Here is a 26,669-nt window from a genome sequence, read left to right as displayed (position 1 = left end):
CCATATATTAATTTTTATGGGTTTTTATTACAAGTCTGTTTAGTTATGTTTATTTTTGATATAATTAATATAGAAATAAAACAATGCTTAACCTTATGTATCATTTATTAAACTAAAATTTATGACCATGTAATAAACTCCCTTCGTTTTTTGAAGGGAGTTTTTCTATTTAAGCAAGCAACTCTGATGCGTTATGCTGAAGGACTTCTTCATATTGGTTAAGCAAGCCACGAAAGACCTCATCCCAGCTCTTTGATTTCGCAAAAGAGGAAGATTCTATTCCCATCTGCTCAAGTTTTTCTTCATTTTGTAATAAAAAATAAATGGATGATAGAAATGCATCTTCATTTTTAGGCGGACAAAGAACTCCCGTTTTTCCATCTGTAATAATATTTTTAACCCCGCCACTATTTGCACCAATAACAGGTGTACCGCATGCGAGTGATTCAAGTACGACATTTCCGAATGTTTCAGTAGCTGATGGAAACACCATTATGTTAGAACAAGCATATGCTTCAGCTAAATCCCCGCCTTGTAAATAGCCAGTAAAAGTGATATTTGTTTTCGGAACAGCTTCACGTAAACTTGTTGCTAGAGGACCGTCTCCTGCGATGAGCCAATGAATATCGTTTCGAGTATGTGCTGTTTTAACGATAAGGTGTTGCAGCGTATCAATATCTTTTTCAGGAGCAATTCGTCCAACATAGGAAAGGACATACTTCGCTGTAATATTATATTTTTTTCGGAATAGGTCTGTATTGTAAGCTGGATGAAAGAGTGTGCAATCTACACCACGTCCCCATATAGAGAGGGTCTGAAAGCCTTTATTTTTTAATTGATGTAATGTTTCAAAGGAAGGTACAAAATTTTTTTGCATATGACTATGAAACCATTTTAAATAGTTCCAAAGCATATTGGAGAGGAATTCGATTTTGTAATAACGTAAATAGGCATCGAAATCAGTATGATAAGAACCGACAACTGGGATGTTTAACTTTTTTGCATAATACAATCCACAAAGTCCCATGTTGAAAGGTGTGGCAATGTGAATAATGTCAGGTTTAAAGGAAAGTAGTTCCCGTTTAATACGCGGAGTAGGAAAAGAAAAACGACATTCTGGATATAATATTGTTAACGGGATACTTCTCATCTTATTCACATTCGCTACAAAATTATCTTCAGCTGTATGCTGAGGGGCGAAAACAGAATAGGCGATCTGTTCTTTCTGAAAATATCGTGTTAATCGCTCTAACGTTTTCGCAACCCCGTTAACTTGTGGCGTAAAAGTATCGGTAAAAATGGCGACTCTCATCATATCACTCCTTTATGTGAAAAGTGGGATGAATTGATAAAAAGAGATGATGCCAGAGCAAGTGCCAAGGCACATACCGACGAATACATCTGACGGATAGTGAAGTCCTAAATAAATACGTGAAATACCGACGCATAATGCTAACGGTAATAGGAAAGCAAGTAAGCTTGGATTATAGCAAATAAATGGAATGAAGACAGAGAAAACGGCTGTTGTATGACCAGACGGGAAAGAGTGGTCTTTTAATGGATGGACTGGATATTTTGCATCCTGAATTGTTAAATAAGGACGTTTTCGTGGATACCATCTTTTTAATATTTGTACAGGAATATGGCTAATTGCTAAAGAAATAGCAGTTGCAATTGCTGCCTGATGTAAAGTACCTTTTGCAAAAATTAAAAAGAAAAGTGTGAGTGCGATGGAGAAAGTCGCGCCACCGATATGAGTAATATTGCTGAAAAAGATATTTAATGTTTTTTGATCAAAGTAGCGATTAATTCCTTTAAAAATGTAACATTCTATTTTATATAATCCACTGACCTTCATGAAAATTCTCCTCCCTCGTTTACATATATATGGAGATATTAGCTTTTATTTTAATAAGATTTTGTTGAGGGAGTAATAATGTTTTGTAAAGAAAAAGTTAGTTTTTATATAAAAAAAGCTGCCAATCTTATGGCAGCGGAAATTTACTTCTGTAATGATTTATAATATTGACCTTTTTCAACGTATTGCGTGCGAATACGCTCCATATCTTTATGGTCTTCTGCTGTTAATTCACGAATGACTTTCGCGGGACGACCGAAAGCTAACGTGTTTGGTGGAATTTTCTTTCCTTGTGAAACGAGGCTTCCAGCGCCGATAAAAGCTCCTTCGCCAATTTCAGCACCATCTAATATAATGGATCCCATTCCAATTAAAGCATCTTTTTTAATATGACAACTATGTAAAATAACTTGATGCCCAACTGTAACATCATCTTCTAAGATAAGAGGATACTGAGGGCTTTGGTGGAGTGTACATTGGTCTTGTACATTTACTCGGTCTCCAATGATCGTTGGTGACACATCACCACGGATGACTGTATTAAACCAAATACTTGATTCCTCGCCAACGTAAACATCGCCTGTAATCGTAACATAGTCAGCGATAAAAGCACTACTCGCAATTTTCGGTTTTTTTTCTTTGTAAGGATATATCATGTAAAGTCTTCCTTTCCTAGAGACTAGTTTTAGTGTATCAAATTATGAGAAAGAGTGAAATGGAGGAGAGCCGTATGTGGAATTATGAAGCGGAGGAAGCAAAGGCTGTCATTGTTATTGTGCACGGTGCAATGGAATATCACGGACGTTACGAAGCCGTTGCGGAAATGTGGAATCATATCGGCTATCACGTCGTGATGGGGGATCTTCCGTCACATGGAACGACTTCAAGAAATAGAGGACATATTGATTCATTTGATGAATACATAGAGGAAGTTAAATTATGGGTGAAAGAAGCAAGAAAGTATAGGTTACCTATTTTTCTATTCGGTCATAGTATGGGTGGTCTTATTGTCATTCGTATGATGCAAGAAACGAAGAGAGAAGATGTAGAGGGTATTATTTTGAGTTCGCCTTGTTTAGGGGTAGTGACTGGACCCTCTGCTCCGCTTCAATTTGCTTCAAAAATATTAAATGTTGTGGCTCCAAAATTGCAATTTGCAACGAATCTTACGGTGGAAATGTCAACACGTAACCACGAAGTGAGAGATGCAATGGAGAATGATTCTTTGTTCTTGCGCAAAGTATCAGTACGTTGGTATAGTGAATTGATTAAGTCTATCGAAATTGCTCATAAAAAAATAGATGATTTTCCAGATGTTCCGCTCTTGCTAATGCAAGCTTGTGAGGATAAACTTGTAGATAAAACACGTGTCCGCACTTGGTTTGATAATGTTAAAATAAGTGATAAGGCTTTTAAAGAATGGCCGAATTGTTATCACGAGTTATTAAATGAGTATGAGCGTGATGAAATTTTGAGTTATATTCAGTCATTTACTGAAATGCATGTCAATAATATAGTAAAAACAAACAAATAAATCATTATTTGTACATTTAATAGAGGAGATGAAGGAAGAAGTGAACGTACCGAGTAATCCCATAACGCTCATGGCGAAAGTATACCGTGATGTGTTTCCGGTTGTACACCATGAGCTAGCGATGTGGAAAGAGCGTGCCTACCATATTCCGAATGATGAGCTTCATAGTCAGGCAATCGCAAGTATTGAGCATAAAACGTTTCATTGTGAGGGCGGTGGCATTTTAGCTCTGCTAGCAAATGAACACCGAGAAGAATGTATTCGTTTTATCGTAGCGTATCAAACGATCAGCGACTATTTAGATAATTTATGTGATCGCAGTACATCACTTGATCCAAATGATTTTGCCGCACTGCATGAATCGATGTTAATGGCATTATCACCTGAAGTAGAAGGTGGCGGTAATTATTATCGTTATCGTGATGATCAAGATGATGGTGGTTATTTAGATGAACTTGTTGAAACATGCCAAGATGTTTTAAAGAAAACGAAGCACTATGACAAAATTGCTCCTGTTCTTCATGAACTTGCTTGTTATTATTGTGATTTGCAAATTCATAAACACGTGAAATTAGAAGAAAGAGAGCCGCGCCTGAAAAATTGGTTTGAAGCACATAAAGAAAACTTACCTGAGATGAGTTGGTTTGAATTTTCAGCATGTGCCGGTTCTACACTTGGAATTTTCTGTCTTGTAGCATATGCATTTCATGATGAGTTACATGATGAAGATATTGCGAAAATTAGACAAGGGTACTTCCCTTACGTACAAGGACTTCATATCTTACTTGATTATTTCATTGATCAAGAAGAAGACCGTATAGGCGGAGATTTGAATTTCTGTAGTTATTATGAAAACGAGCAAGCGATATTAGATCGGATGAAACACTTTGTAGAAGAAGCGGAGAAGAGCATTGGTGATTTGCCTCATGCGAAGTTTCATCGCCTTATAAGCCGAGGGTTACTTGGTATTTATTTATCAGATCAAAAAGTATCAGCACAAAAGAATATGCACAAAATGGCACGGCGCATTGTAAAGTACGGAGGCCTCACTTCACGATTCTTCTATTGGAACGGGAAGATGTACCGAAAGAAAACAGCGCAGTGATGAAGAAAACCACTCATGTAGAGTGGTTTTTTGTTATAATATGGTAAAGGTGGTGGTGGAAATGAAGCGATTGTTTCAAAAGCTATATGACAATATTGAAGTAACATTACTTGTGCTACTTTCCATTTCATTTGTAACTGGAATGTATATGATGATGAATAAAACCGGCGGTCCTACAACGATGGATTATGTAGCTCAAATTATCATTGCATTGATTATTATAGTAGATATTGTTTTTTTAATAAGTGGTAGAAAAAAAGAGAATAGTAAATAAAAAGCATTTGTACACGATGGTACAAATGCTTTTTCATTATGATCGTATTTTTAAAAATACATATATAAGAAGTTCAATTGCAAAAATAACTAAAACAGATAGTCCAAATAAAGGCATGACAGCGCCTAGTATCACCATCATGATAAAGAAAACGAATATACTTTTCTTATCTCTTTGTTTTGGAGGTGCTGCTAATTTTCCTTTCGGCTTTCTTGCTAACCACATTTTTATTCCGTAATAAATGAGAAGTAGTAGAGATAATGTCGTTAGTAAGCATAATATTTTATTTGGCCATCCGAATAAATGTCCTTCATGAAGTGGGATACCGTAAGTGAACCATTGTGCAAGTAATCCATAATCACGATAGTCCGTTTTGGAAATGAGTTCCCCGCTATATTGGTCAAAGTAAGCTGTTATCTCTTCATTTGGTGCAACATGCATACCTGTAATACCAGAACCGCTCGATTTCGAAACAGTGAATACACCTTTTGGATCAGCTGGTAGTGAAATAACATATGGCTTCTTTATTTCAATTCCTTTTTGTAATTCATGGACAGAAATTGCTTTCGGTTCATTTGAATTCGATTCAGGAGGAGCTTCTTTTCTTGTTGCCCACGGCAATTCTTTTACCTTTGATTCAGGCGGTGCCATGTACAATTTTGGATATCCGAGTGATTCATTTGACGATGCAATTTTATAAATTTGGTTCCCCATAAATCCTGACCATGGCAATCCAGATGCGACTAGCAGAAAGAGAGGAATTGTAAATATAATACCGATAATAGAATGACGTCTTTTTGCTTTTTCTCGCTTATTGGATGATGGTGTGTTTTTGAATTGGCGTATACTCATGTACAATCCGGTTATGATTAAAAAGATTGTCCAGCATGCCGCAAGCTCCACAGTATAGTTAACGATAGTGCCGCCAACTAAAAGAGAACTATGTAATTCCCTCATGATATTGGCAAACGTTTCACTTGCATTTTGATCTCCAACAATTTGATTATTATTATCTAAATACACATATTTTTGTTGTCCAGTATACTCATTTGCAATCGTAAGTCTCGTATTATAATCCCCATTAAACTCACTAATTTTCGCCACGCTATAATGTGGATATTTTTTCTCTGTTAAGGAAATAGAAGCAGACATCGAAATAGATTCTGTTTGAGCACTCTTCCCAAAATATAAATCTTTATAGATGAAATCTTCAACTTCCTCCCGAAATAAATACCCAATTCCGCTCAGTGACAACGTAATAAGAAGTGGCGTAATAAAAAGCCCAGCATAAAAATGCCAACGCCAAAAAATGTAATGAAGCGAACGATTTACTTTCATACTTTCAGTTCCCCTAACCTTCCCTATATGAATAACTACTTATTTAATATAGCGAGATTAAGTGTGATTACTTTGAAAGAATTGTGAAGAAAGTTAAAAGTTTGTGGGATTTTTATTAAACATAAAACACATTTTAGAAGGAGTGTTTTCTATGTTTATGAAGATCTCTTTATATTTGATAAGTACATCCTAACAACCGCTTTCGCAAGACATTGAGAAGAATCAACAAAATTCTCACTAGCCACAACATTCAAATCAGTACATGCGATAATTGCGGTATCTACTTCATCCTTCAACTGCACAACGAGCGCGCTCCATAATTTGCGAGCTTTTTCAACTTCCCCGCTTTTAATATACGTAATAATTTGATTAATCATCGTTTGCCATTTTTCATAATGAATGTATTCTATATTCCGTTTTGCAATCCCGTCTTGATAAATACCGGCTTGAACAGTTGCTTCTGTTGCGAGAAGAGCGACTCTTTTTGTATTTTCAGGAATTGATTGTAACGTTTCATCGACTATATTTAAAATCGGGATAGAAAGCGAACGCTGTAATTCTTCAAAATAAAGATGCGCCGTATTGCACGGCATAGCGATAAAGCTTACGCCAGTACTTTCAAGTTTTTGTGCTCCTTCAATAATTGCTTTTTTCATCGCTTCGTGATCAATAGGGCGATCCATGTAAAACGGTGTTGGGCACGAATAGATCATCATATGAGGAAAGTCCATATCATACTTTGCTCCGTATATTGTTTGGCACCTTGCTACAACTGTATCGACGAATGGCCCAGTTGATTTTGGTCCCATTCCTGCTAGTATTCCGATCATTGTTTCGTCTCCTTTAAGAATGTTTACATCCATTATATAGGAGAATAACAAAAAGACGTGCAGTGAGTGCACGTCTTTTTTTGTTATGTTTTGTCGAACAATCGATATATCCGAGAAATCGTTGATATATTGTAAGTTATGATAGATATATCGAAAAAATCGTTGATATATCCCGAGTTACGATAGATATAATTGAAAAATCGTTAATATATTATCGCTTCTCAATCGCCACAATAAATGGCGGGTTATTTTGTTGATTAATGAAGCCATATCGCAGTACGTGTGCTTGTTTTTGGTCTAGTTCTTCGGCAAATGTAAGTACAGCGTCGCGTTCTACTTGTCCTTCTGGGTGTCCGTGGTAAATAACAAGGACGATGATACCTTCAGGTGCCATTACTTCTAATAATTGTTCGATCGCTGAGATTGTTGAGTTCGGTTTTGTAACGATATGCTTGTCTCCGCCTGGAAGGTAACCTAAGTTGAAAATTGCGCCTGTTACTTTTCCTTTTGCATCTTCTGGTAATACGGATAGAAGTGTATCGTGACTATCGTGAACTAAAACAGTACGTTCGAAAAGTTCTTTTTCTTTTAGACGAGTTGTTGAGCTTTCAATTGCCTCTTTTTGAATATCAAATCCAAATACTTTTCCGTTATCTCCAACGATTTCAGCTAGGAAGCAAGTGTCATGGCCGTTTCCTAAAGTTGCATCTACAGCGTAATCGCCTTCTTTTACTGCCGTTTGCAGAAGCGAGCGAGCAAACGGTAATACACGTTCTAATTTCATTTTTGTTTCTCCTCATTTGCATATTTTCCTTGCCAGCTTCCGCGGCGTACAAATTCTGCATCAATGGAATTTAATACTTCCCATTTATTTAAGCTCCACATTGGACCAATCATTAAATCAGGCGGACCGTCACCTGTGATGCGGTGCACAATTACGTCTTCTGGAATCATTTCAAGTTGGTCAACAACGAGACTTACGTAATCCTCAAGAGAAAGGAACTCGAGTTGTCCTTTTTCATATTGCTTCACCATTGGCGTTCCTTTTAATAAGTGAAGTAAGTGGATTTTAATTCCTTGTACATCAAGCTTCGCTACTTCACGAGCTGTTTCCATCATCATGTCGTAATCTTCAAGTGGAAGGCCGTTAATAATATGAGAACAAACTTTAATGCCGTGCTTACGTAATTTATTTACACCTTCAACGTAAGAAGGATAATCGTGAGCACGATTAATAAGATTTGCAGTACGTTCATGGACGGTTTGTAGTCCGAGTTCAACCCAAAGGTAAGTGCGTTTATTTAAGTCCGCTAAATATTCAACAACATCGTCCGGTAAACAATCTGGACGAGTCGCAATAGAAAGACCGACAACGTCTTTTTCTGCTAGAAGCGGTTCGAATTTTTCTTTTAACACTTCAAGTGGTGCATGTGTATTTGTGTACGCCTGGAAATAAGCGATACATTTTCCATCTTTCCACTTTGAGCGCATTTTTTCTTTCATTTCATGATATTGCGTTATAACATCATCGCGGCGATCGCCAGCGAAGTCACCAGATCCAGCAGCACTGCAAAATGTACAACCGCCATAAGCAACTGTACCGTCACGGTTCGGGCAATCGAAGCCAGCATCTAATGAAACTTTAAAGATTTTTTCACCAAATTCATTTCGTAAATGATAATTCCATGTATGATAACGTTTATTGTCGTTTGTATATGGAAAAGGGTTTTGAACCTTCATTACTTTCCCTCCTAAGCCGAGTCAAAATGAAACAAAATCCATTATAACATACTCATAAGGTTCAGATGGAAGGGACACACTAAAGGGGAATTGAAGCAAGGAGGGACAATTATGGCAGAGCGTCAATCACTTGAATCTTATATTACACAAGCGGAACAAGCGGTGGAATATGCGAAAGAACAATTAGATCTTGGTATGAGACAAGAGCATTATAATACGATGGAGTATTCAGATGCGCAGTTACAATTAGAACAAGCGTATAACGATTTACAAACGATGCAACAACATGCGAATGATGAGCAACGTGAGCAGTTAAATAGAGCACGTATGGCAATTCGCCAATTGCAACATCAAATGATTATTACACCGCACTAATAAGGAGTGAATGTAATGGCGAAACGTTCAGATCAAAATAACCCAGAACAAAAAACGCAAAATGGACATAACGCTGAGTTTTCGAATGAACTTGATCCGATTGTTCAAGTAAAACAGCGTAATAGTAAAAAAGGACAACCTCAAAAATCGAAACAATCAGAGTAGACCAGGTCGCAATATGACCTGGTTTTATTTTGCTATATGACAATAATGTAAGATTTATGTAAGGTTTGTCGATAGTTGTGAGCAGCTTTCTCCAGTAGAGTAAGAAAGGATTAAGTTTTATACAAGGAGTTGCTTTATGGGGAACAATATTATAAACAAGCGAATTGATGAGTTAGATTACATTCGTGGCTTTGCACTACTAGGGATTATTTTAGTAAATATTTTAGCACTACTTAATATTAAAACTCCAGATCCTAATACAGTAGATGCTAGCTATCAAAGGTTTCTATACTTATTTGTAGAAGGTCGTTTCTTCTCGATTTTCTCATTCTTATTTGGAGTGGGATTCTATATCTTCATTACAAGAGCGATTGCGAAAGGGAAAAATGGATATGTTCTATTTTTCCGCCGTGTAGTTGCATTATTTATTTTTGGTTTGATTCATTACATGTTTCAGCCTGGAGAAGCGTTAACGTTATATGCAATTTGCGGATTAATCGTTTTACCGTTTTATAAAGCGAAAAAACAAGTGAACTTAGTAATTGGTCTTATTTTGACAATAGCCTTTAGTGTAATGGGTGTTAAAGAACTATTACCACTTGGTTTAATTTTATTAGGTCTTGCTGCAGGACAATATCGTGTATTTGAAAATCTTTCGCAAAATATAAAGAAAGTCGCTATTTTTACAGGCATTATGTTTGTTTTAAGTGTCATAGCTGTATGGTATCAATATGGACACGTGCCTGCTGGCCCATTTGTAAATATGATATTGATGAATGAAGACGGAACAATGGATGCTGCAAGCCAGTTTCTAAAAATTGGTATTACTGTTGGACCAATTATTTCAGCTTTCTATGTAGGAGCATTAATTTTATTACTTCAGTTAAAACCAGTTCAAACATTATTAGCACCATTGAAATACTATGGTCGTATGGCTTTAACAAATTATATCGGACAAACGGCAATGATTTTAATTGCCGGTAGTGTATTTAACTTTGCAGGTAACTTAACTTACATGCAGACTTTATATGTATGTATTGCAATTTATGCAATTCAAATTGTATTTAGCGTAATTTGGATGAAAATCTTTAAAATGGGTCCATTAGAATGGATTTGGCGAGTTGTTACGTATTGGACGGTAACACCTTTAAAGAAATAAAGAGAGAAGTGGGCTGTTCCTTTTTTGTGGAGCAGCCTATTTTTATTTTCAGCTTTTGTAGTTGCGCCGATATATTTGAAAAATCGCCGATATAATTTCATTTACCGATTCAATATGTCACTAATATTCAAAGTAGTAAAAGCCAAACTTACACGCCCACCTTCTTTATATTACAAAAGTGTAAGGTAAATGTAATGTTAACAAATAGCAGTTCGCCTCTAAAAAGCGCAAAATAGGTAATGGAAAAACAAGCGTAGGAGGATATATATGACGAAACCAGTTGTAGACGTAAAAAACGTTCAAAAAGTGTACGGTAAAAAAGGTGAGAACCAATCACACGCGTTAAAAGGTGTGTCATTCTCAATTCAAGAGGGCGAGTTTGTTGGAATTATGGGACCATCTGGTTCTGGTAAAACGACATTATTAAATGTAATTTCAACGTTAGATAAAGCAACGGGCGGCGTTGTTGAAATTGCAGGAACGGATATTACAAAAATGAAGCAAGGTGAGCTTTCAGATTTCCGTTCACAAAAGTTAGGATTTATCTTCCAAGATTTTAATTTGTTAGAAAACTTATCTATTTATGAAAACATTGCACTTCCACTTTCCTTGCAAGGTGTTCCATCACGTAACATTGGACCAAAAGTCGAGAAAGTAGCGGATATGTTAGGAATTACAGAAATACTTCAAAAGTACCCATCTGAAGTATCTGGTGGGCAAAAGCAACGTTCGGCAGCAGCGCGTGCTTTAGTGCATGAGCCTGCAATTATTTTAGGGGACGAGCCAACAGGAGCGCTTGATTCTAAAAATGCAACGAGTTTACTTGATGCGATGACAAACTTAAATAAAGATCAAGGCGTATCTATTATGATGGTTACACATGATCCGTACAGTGCAAGTTACTGTCAGCGTATTTTATTCATTCAAGATGGTGAGCTATATAAAGAAATTCACCGCGGCGGTACACGTGAAGAGTTTTATAAAGAAATTTTAGATGTGCTTGCGGACTTAGGCACACAAAAAGCGTAAGAAAGGAGGTTCTAGAGCATGTTATTCAAACTTTCCATGTCAGGACTAAAGAGTAAGCTAAAAGATTACATCGTCTTACTTGTTGGTCTTGTCATGTCGATCTCAATTTTTTATATGTTTCAAACGTTAGCACTAAATGAATCATTTCTTGAATCTAATTCAGTGATTAAATCAATCGGATTTGTATTCCAAGCAGGTTCATTTTTATTAGCAATCATAACGTTCTTCTATATTTTATATGCGAACTCTTTCTTACTATCTCTTCGTCAAAAAGAGTTTGGTATGTATATGATGTTAGGAGCAAAAAAGCATAAAGTTACATTACTTATGTTTATTGAGACAATTGTATTAGGCGCCGCGTCTCTTGCAATTGGAATTGCAGTTGGTGTAGGACTTGCAGAAGGTATCGGTCAATTATTAATGAAACAATTAGAATTTGCTGGTGAAGGCTATAAAGCATTTTATCTGCCATCTATGACTGTTACTTGTATCTTCTTCTTTGCACTATTTGTACTATCAGCAATTATGAACAGTATTAAGTTATCACGTATTTCTGTATTGCAACTTGTACATGCAGATGCACAAACAGAACGTGTTGCGGTAAAAGGAAAAATGACAGGCTTAGTTGCATTCCTTGCGGTTATTTTATTAGGCATTGGCTATGCATCAATGATTTACATGGAAAAACTAAGAGAAATGGGAATCCTTATTGCATTAATTACAACGACAGCTGGTACTTATATGCTATTTGGATCACTTCTTCCAGTTATTATTAAAAAGTTAAAAAGTAATAAAAAGCGTAGTGAAAAAGGACTTAACGCTTTTACATTTGCACAATTAAATTTCCGTATTAATAGCTTAACGAAAGTACTTGCAACAGTAGCGATGTTAGTTGCTCTTGGAGCTGGTGCGATTTCAGGTGGTATGGCGTTTAAAAATAACGTTATAAAAATGGTTGATGGTTTAGTAATCTATGATTCAGTAGTTCATAATCCGACAGCTGAAGAAAAGAAAATTTTAGACGGTATTACATTTAAAGAGAAAAGCGAATATCGTTACAAAGTAGATGATAAATACGTTTACTATGTAAAAGAAGATTTAGAGAAAAATCGTCCTTTAGTAAAAGATATGGAAAATATGAAGTCGATGAAGGATTTAGTAAATACGAAGAAGGCTTCACAGGAATTACCAGTAGGCGCAGTTTCTAGAGAAATGAATGAAAAAGATGCGAACGCTAAAGAACTTCCAGAAGAATGGGTCGATGCTTTTAGCACAATTCATCCATATTATATATATGAAGATCATGCAATTAAAATTGTAGATCAAAAAATGTACGATGGGATAAGTGGTAAAGAAGGTATAGCATTTATCGGAAAAGCAGATGATTTCTTAACATATACAAAAGAATGGAAAAAACTTGACGAGTTGCAATTAGATAAATATAAAAATGTAACAGCTGAAAGAATGAACAGTAAATATCAATCTTACGACATGTTCTACGGTCTTGCGAGCGGAACAGTATTTATGGGCTTCTTCCTTGGAATTGCTTTCTTAGCAATGATGGCAAGTTGTTTAATGTTCAAAATTCTTTCTGGTGCATCAAAAGATATTACGCGTTATCAAATGCTTCGTAAAATCGGGGTGCGCCGTGAATTATTAACAAAATCAATTTATAAAGAGTTATTCTTAGTATTCCTATTCCCAGCAATTGTAGGTATTGCTCACGTATTAGTTGGTATGAATATTTTCGGATTTATTTTACTTGATCCGTACTTCCGTATTTGGGTACCAATCGTAATTTTCGTAGTTATTTATGCGATTTATTACTTCATTACAGTTCAATTGTATAAAGGAATTGTTCTTCCGAAAGAAGATTAATAATAAAAACCGAGCAAAAACGCTCGGTTTTTATTATTTTCAGAAAAAACGCTTTAATGTTACTGAAATGTATAATATAATGTAAGTAAGTAACGTAATATAAAAGTAGAAGTAGCTGTATAAGGAAAGGAGGAATCAAATCTGTAGAAAGAAGCTAAGCTTTTATCCCCACATTTTTTACCGCAACGTATTTATACAATCGTAAGTTTCCACATTGAAAGTTTTCAGAACCACCTGAGTATATTGTGAAAATAATGGATAACACATGGAAATCTCATAGCATGATAAGGTAAAATGGACAACATAATGAGAAAATTACCGTTCATAAGATGAGGAGAATACATGTATGGAAGTTGTAGAGGCATTAAAAGATATAAGCCAAATTGAGGCTATGAAAAAATATTTAAAAGAGCACTCCCAGCGAGATTATCTTTTATTTGTTATTGGAATTAACACAGGATTAAAAATTACAGAATTACTTAGCATGAAATTTGAAGATGTATTAAATGAAGATGGGACTGTTAAAGAGTTTTATACTCTTCCTGTGAAAGATGAAAAATTCAAACAAGATATTTATTTAAATACAAAAGTAAAAGAAGCGCTTTTAGATTACGTACAATCTATTGGCGTTAAAAGAGAAAATTACGTATTTCAATCTAATAAAACGCCAAATTCAATTACGCGCCAACAAGCGTATCGTGTAATTCATAATGCTGCAGAAGCAGTTGGAGTTGTTGGTAAGATCGGAACGAATTCAATGCGAAAAACGTTCGGATTTCATGCGTACAAAAGAGGGATAGCGATTGCGCTGTTGCAAAAACATTTTCATCACGCGACTCCATCAGAGACGCTAAAGTATTTAGGTATTTCAAAGGATGAGACCTTTAAAACGGAGATTGATGTCGATTTATAAAAGCCGTAACTAAAAGAATTAGGAGGCGGAAAATATGAATATTAGAGAGAGTGAACTGCCGGGTATTGGATGTAAGTTTGAAGTGATTACAAAAGGTAATGAAAAGATGGTTATCGTTATTCATGATGATGGCCGAAGAGAAATGTACCATTTTGATGCTGATCATGAGGAGAGTATTTCAAGCGTCTCTCTTCGTGATTCCGAAGCGAGACAAATTGCAGCTATATTGGGCGGAATGGTATATAGACCACAAGCTTTAGATACGATTGAAATGGCCTTTGAAGGATTATCAATTGAGTGGTTTAAGGTGGAAAATAATGCACCAGTCGTACAAAAAACAATTGGTAGTTTACATGTCCGAAACACATATAACGTAACGATTATTGCCATTTTGAAAAAGAATATGAAGAAGTTCTTTAATCCAGGCCCAGATTCTATCATTGAAGCTGGCGATATGCTCGTACTATCAGGTGAAAGACATGAAGTAAAAAGAATTATTAATGAGTTGCTTTCAGTAGGAGGGGATTCATAATCGATGGATACTTTAATCTTTGAAGTTGGGACTGCGTTAGTATTAGTCGCTTTTGCAGCTATTCTCGCTGCAAAGTTAAAGTTCTCGATTATTCCGTTTCTCATTATACTCGGTATGCTAGTGGGGCCACATGCGCCAGATTTAGGGCTTATCGATTTAAGATTTATTGAAAGCGGAGAAGTTATTTCCTTCCTCGGCCGTGTTGGCGTTATATTCCTCTTATTCTATTTAGGCTTAGAATTCTCAATTAAAAAATTAATTAAATCAGGAAAATCAATTGCTTTTGGGGGAACTGTTCATATATCGCTTAATTTTATATTAGGTTTACTTTACGGATATATAATGGGTTTCCCCTTATTAGAAACATTAATTATTGCTGGGATTATAACAATTTCATCGAGTGCAATTGTTGCGAAAGTAATTGTTGATTTAAGAAGATCTGGTAATAAAGAGACGGAGCTAATTTTAGGAATCATTATGTTTGATGATATCTTTTTAGCCGTATATTTATCAGTCATTTCAGGATTAGTACTCGGAGGGGCAACGTCACTTGTAGGGGCTCTTACATCTATTTTAATCGCAGTAGGGTATATGCTACTATTCTTTGTAGTTGCTAGAAAAGCTACACGATTTTTAAATAAAATGTTAGATATTTCGTCCAATGAAATTTTTATTATCGTAATATTCGCTATTTTGTTCTTTGTAGCAGGATTTTCAGAAACGATTCATGTCGCGGAGGCGATTGGAGCATTATTATTGGGGCTCGTCTTTTCTGAAACAGAGCATAGTGATCGAATTGAACAGCTCGTTGTTCCGTTTCGTGATTTCTTTGGAGCTATATTTTTTTTCAGCTTCGGTTTAAGTATAGATCCATTTTCACTTGGAGGAGCAGTGTGGTTGGCATTAGGAGCAGTTTTCATTACTCTTATCGGTAATTTTACTGCTGGAATGGTTGCGGGGCGTAAAGCTGGGTTATCGCATAAGGCTTCTACGAATATCGGTTTAACACTTGTATCACGCGGAGAATTTTCCATTATCGTCGCGAATATTGGAATTGCGGGCGGCTTAATGGCAACTATTAAACCATTCTCTGCTTTGTATGTTTTAATATTAGCATCGTTAGGACCTTTGTTAACGAAAGAATCTGGGAGAATATATTCCTTATTAGATAAAATATTTAAATGGAGCGCTAAAGAAAGTGCGAAGCGAGAAAAGGAAGTTGGATAGTATAAAGAGGCTGCATGAAGTTCATGCAGCCTCTTTATACATTGTTACTGTTGTCATTTTTTGTCGGTAAGTCGATATATTTTAATAATCGCTGAGATAATCCAAGAAGCAATCAGTATAATTTCATTTACCGTCGAACCATTATCTGAATTTCATCAACTATTAATCAGTTGCCTTCCTATTTAAAAACGACTACAATTTTACTGTTATATATATGAACGAAAAAAATAGAATAGGAGGGGAAACTATGCCAAGGAAAGTATGGCTATTAGTAGCTGGGATGATTATTAATGTCACGGGTGCTTCTTTTTTATGGCCTTTTAATACAATTTATTTGCATGATCACCTAGGAAAATCTTTATCTGTGGCCGGAATGGTATTAATGATCAATTCGCTTACTGGTGTAATCGGAAACTTGCTCGGCGGTGTTTTATTTGATAAATGGGGCGGTTATAAATCAACTTTAGTAGGGATTGTGATTACACTTGTATCGATTTTAGGTCTTGTGTTCTTCCACGGTTGGCCGTTATATGTTGTGTGGCTAGCGTTAATCGGCTTCGGTTCTGGAATGGTCTTCCCATCGATGTATGCGATGGTTGGTACGGTTTGGCCAGAAGGCGGAAGACGGGCATTTAATGCGATGTACGTTGGACAAAATGTTGGTATTGCGATCGGAACAGCATGTGGTGGATTAGTTGCATCGTATCGTTTTGATTATATTTTCTTAGCGAATTTTATTTTATACTTTGTTTTCTTTTTAATTGCTTTTATTGGATTCCGCGGTATGGAAGACAAGAAAGAGCCAGGAGTGCAAAAAGAAGTCGAAACGAAAAAAGGGTGGTCACTTACACCTGGATTTAAAGCACTTCTTATCGTGTGTGTAGCATATGCTTTATGCTGGGTTACATACGTACAGTGGCAAGGAGCGATTGCAACACATATGCAAGAATTGAATATTAGCCTTCGTCACTATAGTTTACTATGGACGATAAACGGAGCGATGATTGTTTGTGCGCAACCACTTGTTAGTATGCTAATTCGTTGGATGAAGCGTTCTTTAAAACAGCAAATTATGATTGGAATTTTCATTTTTGCGGCGTCATTCATTGTGTTAAGTCAAGCGCAGCAATTTACGATGTTCCTCGTTGCGATGGTAACATTAACAATTGGTGAGTTATTTGTATGGCCTGCGGTTCCAACGATTGCAAATATACTTGCACCAAAAGATAAATTAGGATTTTATCAAGGTGTCGTAAATAGTGCGGCGACTGTAGGGAAAATGTTCGGGCCGGTCGTTGGCGGAGCAATTGTGGATTTATACAATATGGAAGTATTGTTTATAGCAATCATGGTAATGCTTGTAGTAGCGCTTATAGCAACGAGCATTTATGATAAACGAGTAAAAGTAGAAGAAACAGTTGAAGAAAAAATTGCAGTTTAGTTTGACGGAACATGTAACATGTTTTAGAATATATTTAAATAAAACAACCTTTAGAACAAGGGAGATAGCTCGGCTGTCTTAAGATGAATTCGTTAGTTATTAAGAGTAACGATTAACCGAGAAGTCCTCGCTTTAAGTAAGCTCTTAAGAGATACTAGGTGAAGGATAGTTCACTTAACTTATATGTGTAATAACAGTGAGAAGGAGTAGTAGTAATAGAAGCTGGTTTAGAGAGTTGACGGTCGGTGCAAGTCAATCCACGTTTCGTTATGAACTCGCCTTTGAGTTGCAGTTGTGAAACTAATAGTAGCAATTGCCGTTAATCCACGTTACGGATCTAAGCGAATGTATATTTGTACATTAATTTAGGGTGGTACCGCGGGAATCTATAACCTCTCGTCCCTTTCTAGGGATGAGAGGTTTTTTGTATTTTGGGCGGTGAAAATAAATAGAATTTCAAGGAGGGTATCTCATGAGCTTTAATCATCAAGAAATTGAGAAGAAGTGGCAAGGGTACTGGGAAGAGAATAAAACATTCCGTACGCCAGATGAGACAGAAAAACCAAAATTTTATGCACTAGATATGTTCCCATATCCATCAGGTGCAGGCTTACACGTAGGACATCCAGAAGGTTATACAGCGACAGATATTTTATCTCGTATGAAGCGTATGCAAGGATATAACGTTCTGCATCCAATGGGATGGGATGCATTTGGTCTTCCAGCAGAGCAATATGCACTTGATACTGGAAACAGCCCAGCTGAATTTACAGAGCATAATATTAATACGTTCCGTAACCAAATTAAATCATTAGGTTTCTCTTACGATTGGGACCGTGAAGTAAATACAACAGATCCAAACTACTATAAGTGGACGCAATGGATCTTCCTAAAACTATTTGAAAAAGGCTTAGCTTACGTTGATGAAGTACCTGTAAACTGGTGCCCAGCACTTGGTACAGTACTTGCAAACGAAGAAATCATTGACGGTAAGAGTGAGCGTGGTGGACATCCAGTTGAGCGTCGTCCGATGAGACAGTGGATGTTAAAAATTACAGCTTACGGAGATCGTCTATTAGAAGATCTAGATGAGCTTGATTGGCCTGAAAGCTTAAAAGATATGCAACGTAACTGGATCGGTCGTTCTGAAGGTGCAGAAGTACACTTCAACATCGATGGTACAGACGAGAAATTCACAGTTTTCACAACGCGCCCTGATACATTATTTGGTGCAACATACTGTGTACTAGCTCCAGAACATGCACTTGTTGCAGAAATTACAACAGCAGAACAAAAAGAAGCGGTAGAAGCTTACATTAACGCTGTAAAAATGAAGAGTGACCTAGAGCGTACAGAACTTGCGAAAGAGAAAACTGGTGTATTCACTGGTGCTTACGCAGTTAACCCAGTAAACGGTGAGAAATTACCAATCTGGATCGCTGACTATGTTCTTGCAACTTACGGAACAGGTGCTGTAATGGCAGTTCCAGCTCACGATGAGCGTGACTATGAATTCGCATCAGTATTTAATCTTCCAATGAAGGAAGTTGTAAAAGGCGGAGATATTACGAAAGAAGTGTACACAGGTGATGGTGCACACGTAAACTCAGCATTCCTTGATGGATTAAATAAAGAAGAAGCAATCGCAAAAATGATTGAATGGCTTGAAGCAACGAGCGCAGGAAATCAAAAAGTAACGTACCGTCTACGTGACTGGTTATTCAGCCGTCAACGTTACTGGGGTGAACCAATTCCAGTAATTCACTGGGAAGATGGTACAATGACAGCTGTGAAAGAGGAGGAATTACCATTAGTTCTTCCGAAAACAGAAAACATCCGTCCTTCAGGTACAGGTGAATCACCACTTGCTAACATTGACGAGTGGGTAAATGTTGTTGATCCTGAGACTGGTAAAAAAGGTCGTCGTGAAACGAACACAATGCCGCAATGGGCTGGTAGCTGCTGGTACTACCTACGTTACATCGATCCAAACAATAGCGAAGCACTTGTAGATCCTGAAAAAGTAAAACAATGGCTTCCAGTTGATATTTATATCGGTGGTGCAGAACATGCCGTACTTCACTTACTATATGCTCGTTTCTGGCATAAAGTATTATACGATATCGGTGTAGTTCCAACGAAAGAGCCATTCCAACAATTATTCAACCAAGGTATGATTCTAGGTGAAAACAACGAGAAAATGAGTAAATCAAAAGGTAACGTTGTAAATCCTGATGATATCGTAGCAAGCCACGGTGCAGATACACTTCGTCTATACGAAATGTTCATGGGACCATTAGATGCTTCAATTGCTTGGTCTGAAAATGGTCTTGACGGAGCTCGTCGTTTCCTAGACCGCGTATGGCGTCTATTCGTTCAAGATAACGGTGAATTAAGTGAGAAAATTACTGACGCACCAAATAAAGAGCTTGAAAAAGCTTACCATCAAACAGTGAAGAAAGTAACAGAAGACTATGCAGAGCTTCGCTTCAACACAGCGATTTCTCAAATGATGGTATTCATCAACGATGCATACAAAGCTGAAACACTTCCGAGAGAATATGTAGAAGGTTTCGTAAAAATGATTGCACCAGTTGCACCTCATATCGGGGAAGAGCTATGGAGCAAACTTGGATACAATGAAACAATCACATATGCAAGCTGGCCAACATTTGATGAGTCTAAACTTGTAGAAGATGAAGTTGAAATTGTTGTTCAAGTTATGGGTAAAGTTCGCGCAAAACTAACAATGAGTAAAGACGCATCAAAAGAAGAAATGGAACAACTTGCACTTGAAGCAATTCAAGACCAAATTGAAGGGAAAACAGTTCGTAAAGTAATTGTTGTTCCTGGAAAACTTGTTAATGTTGTTGCAAATTAATTTATTCTAAATAAAAGCTCAGAGTATGTATACTCTGAGCTTTTTTGTGTAGAAAATAATCTCTGGATCACCCTAGTCTAAGTTTTCAATTATTCCAATACGTACAAATAAAAGAGCGGAATTCCAATACAGACAAACACCTATTTTTCTATAGGAAATATGATAAAAAAGGTAGGCTAAATTGAGTAGAAGAGGTGAAAGGAATGAAAGGGATGGACAATAATGCACCACATGGCTTTTTCGGAGGTGGATCGGATAGTTATGAACAAATGATGTTAATGGGAGGCGGACAACAAGGATATGGCGGAATTCCGAGCTGGATGGGTGGAACACCTGGAGGATTTTCCACATCAGTAGCTGGAGCACAAACTGGAATTCCAACATTAACAGGAGGATTTCCATCATCAGTAGCTGGATCACAAACAGGAATCCCAACATTTGTAGGCGGAGCAGCCGGAGGAGTACCAGTAGGCGTACCAACTACATTCCCATCTTTCGTTGGAGGAGTACAAACAGGATTTCCGGTACCGGGAGTAGGTGTTGTGGCAGGCGGAGTAGGTGGTTATCCACAAGGTTTTTACGGTCACCATGGCCACCACGACGGTCATCATGGCCACCATCATCAAGGTCACCATGGCCATCATGGACATCATCACCACCAAGGTCACCATGGCCATCATGGACACCATCACCACCAAGGTCACCATGGCCATCATGGACATCATCAACAACAAGTACATCACCACGGCCACCATCATATACATCCGCAGGCTGTTCTTTATCAAACTCACCAAGGCCAACATGGTCACCATGGACATCACCACCAAGGCCAACATCATGGACACCAAGGTCACCACCATCACCAAGGTCATCAAGGCCAACACGGTCATCATGGGCACCAAGGCCAACATCATGGACACCAAGGTCAACAGCACCAACAGCACCAACAATACCAGCAATATCAACAACAACAACAATCTTCTCCTTGGACAGGTGGAATTGGAGCAGGAGGAGCGGGGGCAGCAGCAGGAGCGGCTAGCATTAGTGGAGCTGCAGGACATGCGGGACACGTGGGTCATTAATGATTGCCAGAAAAAAAGACATAATAAAAAACTGCTAGGAAATCCTAGCAGTTTTTTTCAGCTTCTTGACGCTGACGTTCAATTTCAGCACGAAGTTGTGGTTCCGGTGCTTGCCAGCCTTCTGGCTTTAGAATCTTACCGTCGCCTTCACGGAATCGAGGCTTCCCATCAGGGAATAGTTTTGCCATGTTGGCGTTGTTTACAATTTCGAATCCTTTATCTGGACGTACGCCCATTTCTGCAAACGTTCCGAATGCAAAGTAAATAAGGTCAATCAGTGCATCGTATTGATCTTCAACAGTCGTTGCCTCTAGAAATTCTTCTAGTTCTTCCTGCATAAAACTTGCACGGATTTTTGCACGCTCTTCTGTTAATTTTGTTGGAGTATTTGTCACAGGATGTCCGAATACTTCATGCATTTTCGCAACAAGTTCGTATCCTTTATCTAAACCTTTTTCGTTTGTCATGTTGTTTCATCCTTTCTTACGTTATGCCGAAGTTTATTGTAACATAAGGTGATTATGAAATGAAAAGAACATCTTATCGAAATAAGATGTTCGCTCGTTATTCTTCTTTTTTTATTAAAAGGGATGAAATAAGATCGATGCCAAAAATACCGACCAGTAACATTGGTATAACGACAAGCAAGTAACGTGTGAAGGAAACATTTTTTAAGTATGTATGAGCAAATAAAAAGACGCCGAGAAATAAAATACCATTTAAAATAGGCTTTACTAATTTTTTAGACATAAGCTCCCCCATAAATATCTTCTCTCTCTATTTGATAATAAAAAAACTCCTCTCTCCGTTGTATCATGCTGGGGAGAGGAGTTCAATCATTTCTCATTCAATGACACCAGAATTTGTAATATTTACGGTGTATTTTATATGAACCGGAACATCTTTATACATTTGTCTCCATTCTTCTAATTTGAATGGGCGATAATGTTGCTTATACTTTGCACCTAGCCCGAGAGGGTCGACGCCTAAAGATTTAAGTTGCTTAATTAACTTAGCAGCTTGTTTATCTAATTGTTTTTGGACATCTTTTTCAATGTTTTTTGTGTTCTTATTATTTTCTAAGTTAATTTGTTTTGATAGTTCTTGAATACGTGCATCAAGACGAACGTTAATGAAAAAAGAAGGCTTTCCATTTTTAATTTTTATATCGTAAGTTGGAACAGAACGAATATTATTAATCATTACGTACGCAGAATCTGTTTTAAATTCATGTGAATCTAATTTATGTTTCTCTAATAGTCCTTTAAATATGAACATATCTTTTTCCGCAATTTTACCGATATATTTATCTTTTTTAAAAAGGCCAATTCCGGTAATTTTTATTTTATCACCATGCTTCTTTAGAATGGGAATATAGTAGTCTTTTCCTTCTTGATAATAGCGAAATGCTCCTATATGTAGATTATCCGCTGGTAAAGGTCCGGTCTCCATGTTATGTTCTAGCAATTTTTTTATATAAATTGCAACGTTGTATGAAGTCGAATATTTGCCCTTTAAAAGTTCAGTACCATTCCCATCTAATAAAGCAGCATATAAAGCGTTCCCTATATTCACATCTCGAAGTAATGTATCGAATGAAGTAGACATTCCTGTTTTGGCAAGCCTTATTGTATATAGAGCGACACGCATTTGTCCGCTAGCAAATGGTTGAGAAGACTCTAAAGATGTGTCTGCTTTTACTTGTTTTACTGCATTTGCACTGCCTTCAAAAACTTGAACTTTATTTCCTTTTTTCTGAATGGGACAAACGAATGTCACTTTTACTTTATTATCTTTTGCGACATCAAAAACGCTTCCTTGAATAAGTTGTACATCATCGATAATATTTTTTTGTAAACATCCAATTAGACTGAAGAATGTTATACAAGAAATAAGTATTAATTTGCTTGTGCTTTTGATTTTTTCCATTTTCTTTTCACCCACACAATAATAAATAGGATTGGGATGTATACATAAATGAGCCAAAAACTAACTTTTGATACATTACTAATAAAGTTATTAATATCGTGTCTGTTGGTTAAAAGTTGCGAAACAATGAGAGTGATAAAGATAAAAGCAATTAAAATACCCCTTTGTTTTACACGGAATATTTCATGTGTTCCTCTCATTGACGCCCATAAAGGGAGGATGAAACTTGAAATAATAACGAGTGCATAGCCTGAAATTGCAATATATTCGAGTCTTTCTATAAATGGTAATTGAATGACTTGGGTCATAGAAAGTTGGGCCCATATCGTTTTTAACAATTGTTTTTCACTAAAAAATGCAAAGGCTAAAAGGGTGCTAAATAAATATAGAAGATTTGAAAATAGTGCTCCAAACTGAGCGTATTTATGAGATTGCATAGGCTTTTTCACAAATGGATACACCATGAGGTAAATTTCAAAACCGGTCATACTGTAGATTGACAGTTGAGCGGATTTTAAAATGTCTGAAAAAGAATGTGTGAATATAGGTAGTAAATTATCCCAATGTGAATATTTCAAAACGAATAAGCTTAGAAATAAGTATCCTAATGTACCACCAACAGAGATGACGCAAATACCGGTAATTACACGAAATCCAGAAGAGATAATGTAATAGCTAACTAAGCATAAAAAGAGTGTTAACATAAAGGTGGAAGCGGTAGGAAACATCCATACTTGAATAATTTCAACATATGTTCGGATGACCGAAATACTAACGATTAAAAAATAAGCCATAAAGATGATGCTAATGCCATTTCCTAGCCATTTTCCAAATGTTTGCCGATGTAAATCAACTAAATTCCCATTTGTTTCTTTTAATAAGACATACATCATCCATATAAGAATATGGATGAAAATTCCTGTGATTATAACTCCCATCCATCCGTCGTATCCAGCGGCCTTTGCGATGATTCGAGCGAATCCGAGAACTCCAGCACCAAACTGTGCACCGTGAATTAAGAAGAAAACAAAGATAGGAGATATTTGATATTTTTCTTGAACTTTACTCATCAATGCACCTCATTTCTCAATCATCAAAATCTGATCTATGTTTTGTTGAAATTCCTTTCGCTGCTTTTTTTACATGTTGTGGTCTTGCTTGCACATCTCTCGTATCAATCATTGTTAATGGAAAACGAATCCAAGAATCTTTAACTGATTGTTGCCTTGTCGGATAAAACAAAGCGTACGGCTTACGTAAGGAAGTAAGTCTAAAGAGATGAGTAAATAAAAAGATAAATCCAAGAGAAATCCCGAACAATCCGCCTATTTCTGCAAACATAAGAAAAGGAAAGCGTAGTAATCGAACAGCGTTCCCCATTTTATAAATAGGTGTAATAAAGGAAGCGAGTGCCGATAGTGCAACGATAATTAATAAAATGTTACTCGTTAACCCAGCTTGTACAGATGCTTGCCCGATTACGATACCGCCTACAATACCGAGTGTTTGCCCAACTTTCATCGGTAACCTTGCGCCGGCTTCTCTTAATAAATCAATTGCAAGTTCTAAAAAGAGCGCTTCAATTAAAGGTGGGAATGGTACTTGTGCCCTTGATAAAATTAAAGTTTCAAGTAAATCACTTGGAATAAGTTCATAATGATAATTTAAAACTGCAACGTATAACGGTGTAGCGCAAATTGAAAATAGAACGGCAATTAATCTTAAAATCCTTGAAAATGTAGCGTACATCCAGGAGACGTTATAGTCTTCTGGTGAAATGAAAAAATCGAAATAGGATACAGGTGTTAGTAAAACACTTGGAGAACCATCAACGAAAATAGCGATTTTTCCATCAATTAGTGCTTTTGTAACTCTATCAGTGCGTTCTGTATTGATATAGAGAGGGAAAATCGATTTTTCACCCATCAATTCTTGTATATAAGCACTATCATTAATTTGATCATATTCAAGAGCGCGTAATGATTCCTCGAGAAAATCTACATTATCTTTTTCAGCGAGATTGTCTAAATACATCATGACAACTTTTGTTTTGGAAAACTCGCCGATAATCATTTCTTTTGTTTGTAAATCTAAAACAGGAAGACGTTTTCGAACTAAATTAATGTTTGTATCAATATCTTCTACGAAACCTTCTTGCGGACCAATAACAGTTGATTCGTTTAAAGGAGGGGTTGGTGCACGATAATTATCAATTGCAATGTTTGCAAGCATACATTTTTGATCTTGCTGATTCAATTGAATAATCGCATGCCCCTTTAAAACCATATCCTCAATTTTTTGTAAGTCGTTCGTAATTGTAATGCCGCTCATTGGAATATGTTCTTTCAGCTCTTCTAGTGAAGCATTAGGTCGTTCCAAAAGAGTAGGCATTAAATATTTTTGTAATTTCTCTCCATCAAGCGAAGGACGATAGTAAGAAATCCAATAAGGCATCGTTTCATCGTCGGATGTATGATAATTCACAAAATCACTAGATTTTTTCAGCTTCTCTATTAAATTTTGTAAAGAATGGATACGGTCTTTTTCTGGTTTCGTAAAATCATAAATACTATTACCTTTAGAGTGTTGTTGCTTACTTTGAGAAGGTTCATCTTGCTTAGCGTTTTGTTGTTTATCTTGAGACGAATCACCTTGTTTAGCACCTTGTTGTTTATCTTGAGAGGAATCCTCTTGTTTAGTACTTTGTTGCTTATCTTGAGAGGAATCATCCTGTTTAGAGTTTTGTTGCTTATCCTGAGAAGAGTCATCTTGTTTAGAGTTTTGTTGCTTATCCTGAGAAGAGTCATCTTGTTTAGAGTTTTGTTGCTTATCCTGAGAGGAATCCTCTTGTTTAGCACTTTGTTGCTTATCTTGAGAGGAATCATCCTGTTTAGAGTTTTGTTGCTTATCCTGAGAGGAATCCTCTTGTTTAGTACTTTGTTGCTTATCCTGAGAAGAATTTTTTTGTTTAGTACTTTGTTGCTTATCCTGAGAGGAATCCTCTTGTTTAGTACTTTGTTGCTTATCCTGAGAGGAATCCTCTTGTTTAGTACTTTGTTGCTTATCCTGAGAAGAATCTTTTTGTTTAGTACTTTGTTGCTTATCCTGAGAAGAATCTTTTTGTTCGTGATTTTTACCTTTATTATGTTTCATACTTCTAGTCTGTTCTTTGTTATCATCCTCTTCATTGTTAGAATGCTGCTCCTGATTATCTGTTTCGTTTGCTTCTGGTTTATTTGATTTTTTTTTCTTACGTAACCAATTCCAAATCATGTGTATACCCTCTTTAATCTTGTAATATAGTGCTATTTTGTGGCTAATTTTGTATATTATTCATTTATTTATGAAAAGAAGAAGGAGATTAGTTTGCATGGAAAAA

26 protein-coding genes and 1 other annotated feature are annotated in these 26,669 nt (G+C 36.6%); of the genes, 14 read left to right on the top strand and 12 right to left on the bottom strand.

Translation table 11 applies throughout. The features are described from left to right. Positions 1 to 169: 169 nt before the first annotated feature. The 3 genes from V7S45_RS23560 to V7S45_RS23550 all read right to left on the bottom strand — a co-directional run bounded on the left by V7S45_RS23560 (position 170) and on the right by V7S45_RS23550 (position 2,514). Positions 170 to 1,312: a glycosyltransferase gene (locus V7S45_RS23560; RefSeq protein ID WP_001261642.1), complete on the bottom strand. Its 1,143-nt coding sequence runs from the start codon at positions 1,310 to 1,312 to the stop codon at positions 170 to 172. Between the two features lie 12 nt (positions 1,313 to 1,324). Next, positions 1,325 to 1,858: a phosphatase PAP2 family protein gene (locus V7S45_RS23555; protein WP_000868582.1), complete on the bottom strand. Its 534-nt coding sequence runs from the start codon at positions 1,856 to 1,858 to the stop codon at positions 1,325 to 1,327. A gap of 143 nt (positions 1,859 to 2,001) precedes the next feature. After that, positions 2,002 to 2,514: a gamma carbonic anhydrase family protein gene (locus V7S45_RS23550; protein WP_025687322.1), complete on the bottom strand. Its 513-nt coding sequence runs from the start codon at positions 2,512 to 2,514 to the stop codon at positions 2,002 to 2,004. Positions 2,515 to 2,588: 74 nt separating this feature from the next. Here V7S45_RS23550 and V7S45_RS23545 point away from each other — a divergent pair, with 74 nt between their 5' ends. Genes V7S45_RS23545 through V7S45_RS23535 form a run of 3 tightly spaced genes read left to right on the top strand, consistent with a single transcriptional unit; the run spans position 2,589 to position 4,771 of the window. After that, positions 2,589 to 3,392 (top strand): alpha/beta hydrolase, encoded by an 804-nt coding sequence (locus V7S45_RS23545; protein ID WP_000267421.1) that lies wholly within the window; start codon positions 2,589 to 2,591, stop codon positions 3,390 to 3,392. Positions 3,393 to 3,432: 40 nt separating this feature from the next. Then, positions 3,433 to 4,497 (top strand): tetraprenyl-beta-curcumene synthase family protein, encoded by a 1,065-nt coding sequence (locus tag V7S45_RS23540; protein WP_001102461.1) that lies wholly within the window; start codon positions 3,433 to 3,435, stop codon positions 4,495 to 4,497. A gap of 40 nt (positions 4,498 to 4,537) precedes the next feature. After that, entirely contained in the window at positions 4,538 to 4,771 is a 234-nt protein-coding gene (locus V7S45_RS23535) for a hypothetical protein (protein WP_118961730.1), read from the top strand. 36 nt (positions 4,772 to 4,807) lie between these two features. Here the strand turns inward: V7S45_RS23535 and V7S45_RS23530 are convergent, their stop codons facing one another. The 4 genes from V7S45_RS23530 to V7S45_RS23515 all read right to left on the bottom strand — a co-directional run bounded on the left by V7S45_RS23530 (position 4,808) and on the right by V7S45_RS23515 (position 8,679). Beyond that, a complete protein-coding gene (locus tag V7S45_RS23530) occupies positions 4,808 to 6,109 on the bottom strand; it encodes a PepSY domain-containing protein (protein ID WP_342761514.1) in 1,302 nt (433 codons plus the stop codon). A gap of 155 nt (positions 6,110 to 6,264) precedes the next feature. Beyond that, entirely contained in the window at positions 6,265 to 6,939 is a 675-nt protein-coding gene (locus V7S45_RS23525; RefSeq protein WP_000579356.1) for an amino acid racemase, read from the bottom strand. Between the two features lie 211 nt (positions 6,940 to 7,150). Continuing rightward, positions 7,151 to 7,723 (bottom strand): class I SAM-dependent methyltransferase, encoded by a 573-nt coding sequence (locus V7S45_RS23520; protein ID WP_000764473.1) that lies wholly within the window; start codon positions 7,721 to 7,723, stop codon positions 7,151 to 7,153. Further along, complete coding sequence (locus V7S45_RS23515) at positions 7,720 to 8,679, bottom strand: TIGR01212 family radical SAM protein (protein WP_000868031.1); 960 nt, start codon at positions 8,677 to 8,679, stop codon at positions 7,720 to 7,722. Before V7S45_RS23515 ends, V7S45_RS23520 begins: the two co-directional genes overlap by 4 nt. 111 nt (positions 8,680 to 8,790) lie before the next feature. Between V7S45_RS23515 and V7S45_RS23510 the strand changes: the two genes are divergently transcribed. The 11 genes from V7S45_RS23510 (at position 8,791) to V7S45_RS23460 (ending at position 21,361) form a co-directional block, all read left to right on the top strand. After that, entirely contained in the window at positions 8,791 to 9,054 is a 264-nt protein-coding gene (locus V7S45_RS23510) for a YtzC family protein (RefSeq protein WP_000840865.1), read from the top strand. A gap of 15 nt (positions 9,055 to 9,069) precedes the next feature. Further along, the gene (locus V7S45_RS23505) at positions 9,070 to 9,219 is read left to right on the top strand and encodes a hypothetical protein (protein WP_001129340.1); all 150 of its coding nucleotides are present in this window, start codon (positions 9,070 to 9,072) and stop codon (positions 9,217 to 9,219) included. A gap of 136 nt (positions 9,220 to 9,355) precedes the next feature. Further along, on the top strand, positions 9,356 to 10,378 hold the full coding sequence (locus V7S45_RS23500) for a DUF418 domain-containing protein (protein ID WP_025687326.1): 1,023 nt from the start codon (positions 9,356 to 9,358) through the stop codon (positions 10,376 to 10,378). A gap of 267 nt (positions 10,379 to 10,645) precedes the next feature. Continuing rightward, positions 10,646 to 11,407, top strand: coding sequence for an ABC transporter ATP-binding protein (locus tag V7S45_RS23495; RefSeq protein WP_000165844.1), 762 nt, complete (start codon positions 10,646 to 10,648; stop codon positions 11,405 to 11,407). An 18-nt stretch (positions 11,408 to 11,425) separates the two neighbouring features. After that, positions 11,426 to 13,285: an ABC transporter permease gene (locus tag V7S45_RS23490; RefSeq protein WP_025687327.1), complete on the top strand. Its 1,860-nt coding sequence runs from the start codon at positions 11,426 to 11,428 to the stop codon at positions 13,283 to 13,285. 346 nt (positions 13,286 to 13,631) lie between these two features. Beyond that, positions 13,632 to 14,198 (top strand): tyrosine-type recombinase/integrase, encoded by a 567-nt coding sequence (locus tag V7S45_RS23485; RefSeq protein WP_000454210.1) that lies wholly within the window; start codon positions 13,632 to 13,634, stop codon positions 14,196 to 14,198. 34 nt (positions 14,199 to 14,232) lie between these two features. Further along, positions 14,233 to 14,730, top strand: coding sequence for a cation:proton antiporter regulatory subunit (locus V7S45_RS23480; protein ID WP_001026053.1), 498 nt, complete (start codon positions 14,233 to 14,235; stop codon positions 14,728 to 14,730). Between the two features lie 3 nt (positions 14,731 to 14,733). Further along, positions 14,734 to 15,957 carry a cation:proton antiporter gene (locus V7S45_RS23475; RefSeq protein WP_025687328.1) on the top strand — a complete coding sequence of 408 codons (1,224 nt, stop codon included), beginning with the start codon at positions 14,734 to 14,736 and terminating at the stop codon, positions 15,955 to 15,957. Between the two features lie 247 nt (positions 15,958 to 16,204). Further along, positions 16,205 to 17,398, top strand: a complete 1,194-nt coding sequence (locus tag V7S45_RS23470; protein WP_001137561.1) for an MFS transporter — start codon at positions 16,205 to 16,207, stop codon at positions 17,396 to 17,398. Positions 17,399 to 17,585: 187 nt separating this feature from the next. Continuing rightward, positions 17,586 to 17,805, top strand: a binding site (T-box leader). Positions 17,806 to 17,870: 65 nt separating this feature from the next. After that, positions 17,871 to 20,279, top strand: a complete 2,409-nt coding sequence (gene leuS, locus V7S45_RS23465) for a leucine--tRNA ligase (RefSeq protein WP_000009461.1) — start codon at positions 17,871 to 17,873, stop codon at positions 20,277 to 20,279. A gap of 203 nt (positions 20,280 to 20,482) precedes the next feature. After that, positions 20,483 to 21,361, top strand: coding sequence for a hypothetical protein (locus tag V7S45_RS23460; RefSeq protein WP_342761513.1), 879 nt, complete (start codon positions 20,483 to 20,485; stop codon positions 21,359 to 21,361). A gap of 44 nt (positions 21,362 to 21,405) precedes the next feature. On the opposite strand, the gene V7S45_RS23455 is transcribed toward V7S45_RS23460, so the two are convergent. From V7S45_RS23455 to V7S45_RS23435, 5 genes are all read right to left on the bottom strand, one after another. Further along, positions 21,406 to 21,828 carry a hypothetical protein gene (locus tag V7S45_RS23455; RefSeq protein WP_000180554.1) on the bottom strand — a complete coding sequence of 141 codons (423 nt, stop codon included), beginning with the start codon at positions 21,826 to 21,828 and terminating at the stop codon, positions 21,406 to 21,408. 97 nt (positions 21,829 to 21,925) lie between these two features. Next, positions 21,926 to 22,111, bottom strand: coding sequence for a hypothetical protein (locus V7S45_RS23450; protein WP_000038781.1), 186 nt, complete (start codon positions 22,109 to 22,111; stop codon positions 21,926 to 21,928). Between the two features lie 93 nt (positions 22,112 to 22,204). Continuing rightward, the gene (gene gerHC, locus V7S45_RS23445) at positions 22,205 to 23,290 is read right to left on the bottom strand and encodes a spore germination protein GerHC (RefSeq protein ID WP_000411389.1); all 1,086 of its coding nucleotides are present in this window, start codon (positions 23,288 to 23,290) and stop codon (positions 22,205 to 22,207) included. Further along, positions 23,260 to 24,360, bottom strand: a complete 1,101-nt coding sequence (locus V7S45_RS23440) for a spore germination protein (RefSeq protein ID WP_000049053.1) — start codon at positions 24,358 to 24,360, stop codon at positions 23,260 to 23,262. The genes gerHC and V7S45_RS23440 overlap by 31 nt, the downstream gene beginning before the upstream one ends. 16 nt (positions 24,361 to 24,376) lie before the next feature. Then, positions 24,377 to 26,563 (bottom strand): spore germination protein, encoded by a 2,187-nt coding sequence (locus V7S45_RS23435; RefSeq protein WP_342761512.1) that lies wholly within the window; start codon positions 26,561 to 26,563, stop codon positions 24,377 to 24,379. Positions 26,564 to 26,669: the final 106 nt, after the last annotated feature.

It is taken from the genome of Bacillus sp. BR3(2024) (assembly GCF_039134555.1).
Classification (GTDB): domain Bacteria; phylum Bacillota; class Bacilli; order Bacillales; family Bacillaceae_G; genus Bacillus_A; species Bacillus_A cereus.
The sequence above is the reverse complement of the archived record's forward strand: the minus strand, read 5'-3'. Positions and strand labels throughout refer to the sequence as shown.

Coding starts and splice junctions, on each gene's coding strand:
- V7S45_RS23560 (WP_001261642.1), bottom strand. CDS start 1,312: ATGAGAGTCGCCATTTTTACCGATACTTTTACGCCACAAGTTAACGGG.
- V7S45_RS23555 (WP_000868582.1), bottom strand. CDS start 1,858: ATGAAGGTCAGTGGATTATATAAAATAGAATGTTACATTTTTAAAGGA.
- V7S45_RS23550 (WP_025687322.1), bottom strand. CDS start 2,514: ATGATATATCCTTACAAAGAAAAAAAACCGAAAATTGCGAGTAGTGCT.
- V7S45_RS23545 (WP_000267421.1), top strand. CDS start 2,589: ATGTGGAATTATGAAGCGGAGGAAGCAAAGGCTGTCATTGTTATTGTG.
- V7S45_RS23535 (WP_118961730.1), top strand. CDS start 4,538: ATGGTAAAGGTGGTGGTGGAAATGAAGCGATTGTTTCAAAAGCTATAT.
- V7S45_RS23530 (WP_342761514.1), bottom strand. CDS start 6,109: ATGAAAGTAAATCGTTCGCTTCATTACATTTTTTGGCGTTGGCATTTT.
- V7S45_RS23525 (WP_000579356.1), bottom strand. CDS start 6,939: ATGATCGGAATACTAGCAGGAATGGGACCAAAATCAACTGGGCCATTC.
- V7S45_RS23520 (WP_000764473.1), bottom strand. CDS start 7,723: ATGAAATTAGAACGTGTATTACCGTTTGCTCGCTCGCTTCTGCAAACG.
- V7S45_RS23515 (WP_000868031.1), bottom strand. CDS start 8,679: ATGAAGGTTCAAAACCCTTTTCCATATACAAACGACAATAAACGTTAT.
- V7S45_RS23510 (WP_000840865.1), top strand. CDS start 8,791: ATGGCAGAGCGTCAATCACTTGAATCTTATATTACACAAGCGGAACAA.
- V7S45_RS23505 (WP_001129340.1), top strand. CDS start 9,070: ATGGCGAAACGTTCAGATCAAAATAACCCAGAACAAAAAACGCAAAAT.
- V7S45_RS23500 (WP_025687326.1), top strand. CDS start 9,356: ATGGGGAACAATATTATAAACAAGCGAATTGATGAGTTAGATTACATT.
- V7S45_RS23495 (WP_000165844.1), top strand. CDS start 10,646: ATGACGAAACCAGTTGTAGACGTAAAAAACGTTCAAAAAGTGTACGGT.
- V7S45_RS23490 (WP_025687327.1), top strand. CDS start 11,426: ATGTTATTCAAACTTTCCATGTCAGGACTAAAGAGTAAGCTAAAAGAT.
- V7S45_RS23485 (WP_000454210.1), top strand. CDS start 13,632: ATGGAAGTTGTAGAGGCATTAAAAGATATAAGCCAAATTGAGGCTATG.
- V7S45_RS23480 (WP_001026053.1), top strand. CDS start 14,233: ATGAATATTAGAGAGAGTGAACTGCCGGGTATTGGATGTAAGTTTGAA.
- V7S45_RS23475 (WP_025687328.1), top strand. CDS start 14,734: ATGGATACTTTAATCTTTGAAGTTGGGACTGCGTTAGTATTAGTCGCT.
- V7S45_RS23470 (WP_001137561.1), top strand. CDS start 16,205: ATGCCAAGGAAAGTATGGCTATTAGTAGCTGGGATGATTATTAATGTC.
- leuS (WP_000009461.1), top strand. CDS start 17,871: ATGAGCTTTAATCATCAAGAAATTGAGAAGAAGTGGCAAGGGTACTGG.
- V7S45_RS23460 (WP_342761513.1), top strand. CDS start 20,483: ATGAAAGGGATGGACAATAATGCACCACATGGCTTTTTCGGAGGTGGA.
- V7S45_RS23455 (WP_000180554.1), bottom strand. CDS start 21,828: ATGACAAACGAAAAAGGTTTAGATAAAGGATACGAACTTGTTGCGAAA.
- V7S45_RS23450 (WP_000038781.1), bottom strand. CDS start 22,111: ATGTCTAAAAAATTAGTAAAGCCTATTTTAAATGGTATTTTATTTCTC.
- gerHC (WP_000411389.1), bottom strand. CDS start 23,290: ATGGAAAAAATCAAAAGCACAAGCAAATTAATACTTATTTCTTGTATA.
- V7S45_RS23440 (WP_000049053.1), bottom strand. CDS start 24,360: ATGAGTAAAGTTCAAGAAAAATATCAAATATCTCCTATCTTTGTTTTC.
- V7S45_RS23435 (WP_342761512.1), bottom strand. CDS start 26,563: ATGATTTGGAATTGGTTACGTAAGAAAAAAAAATCAAATAAACCAGAA.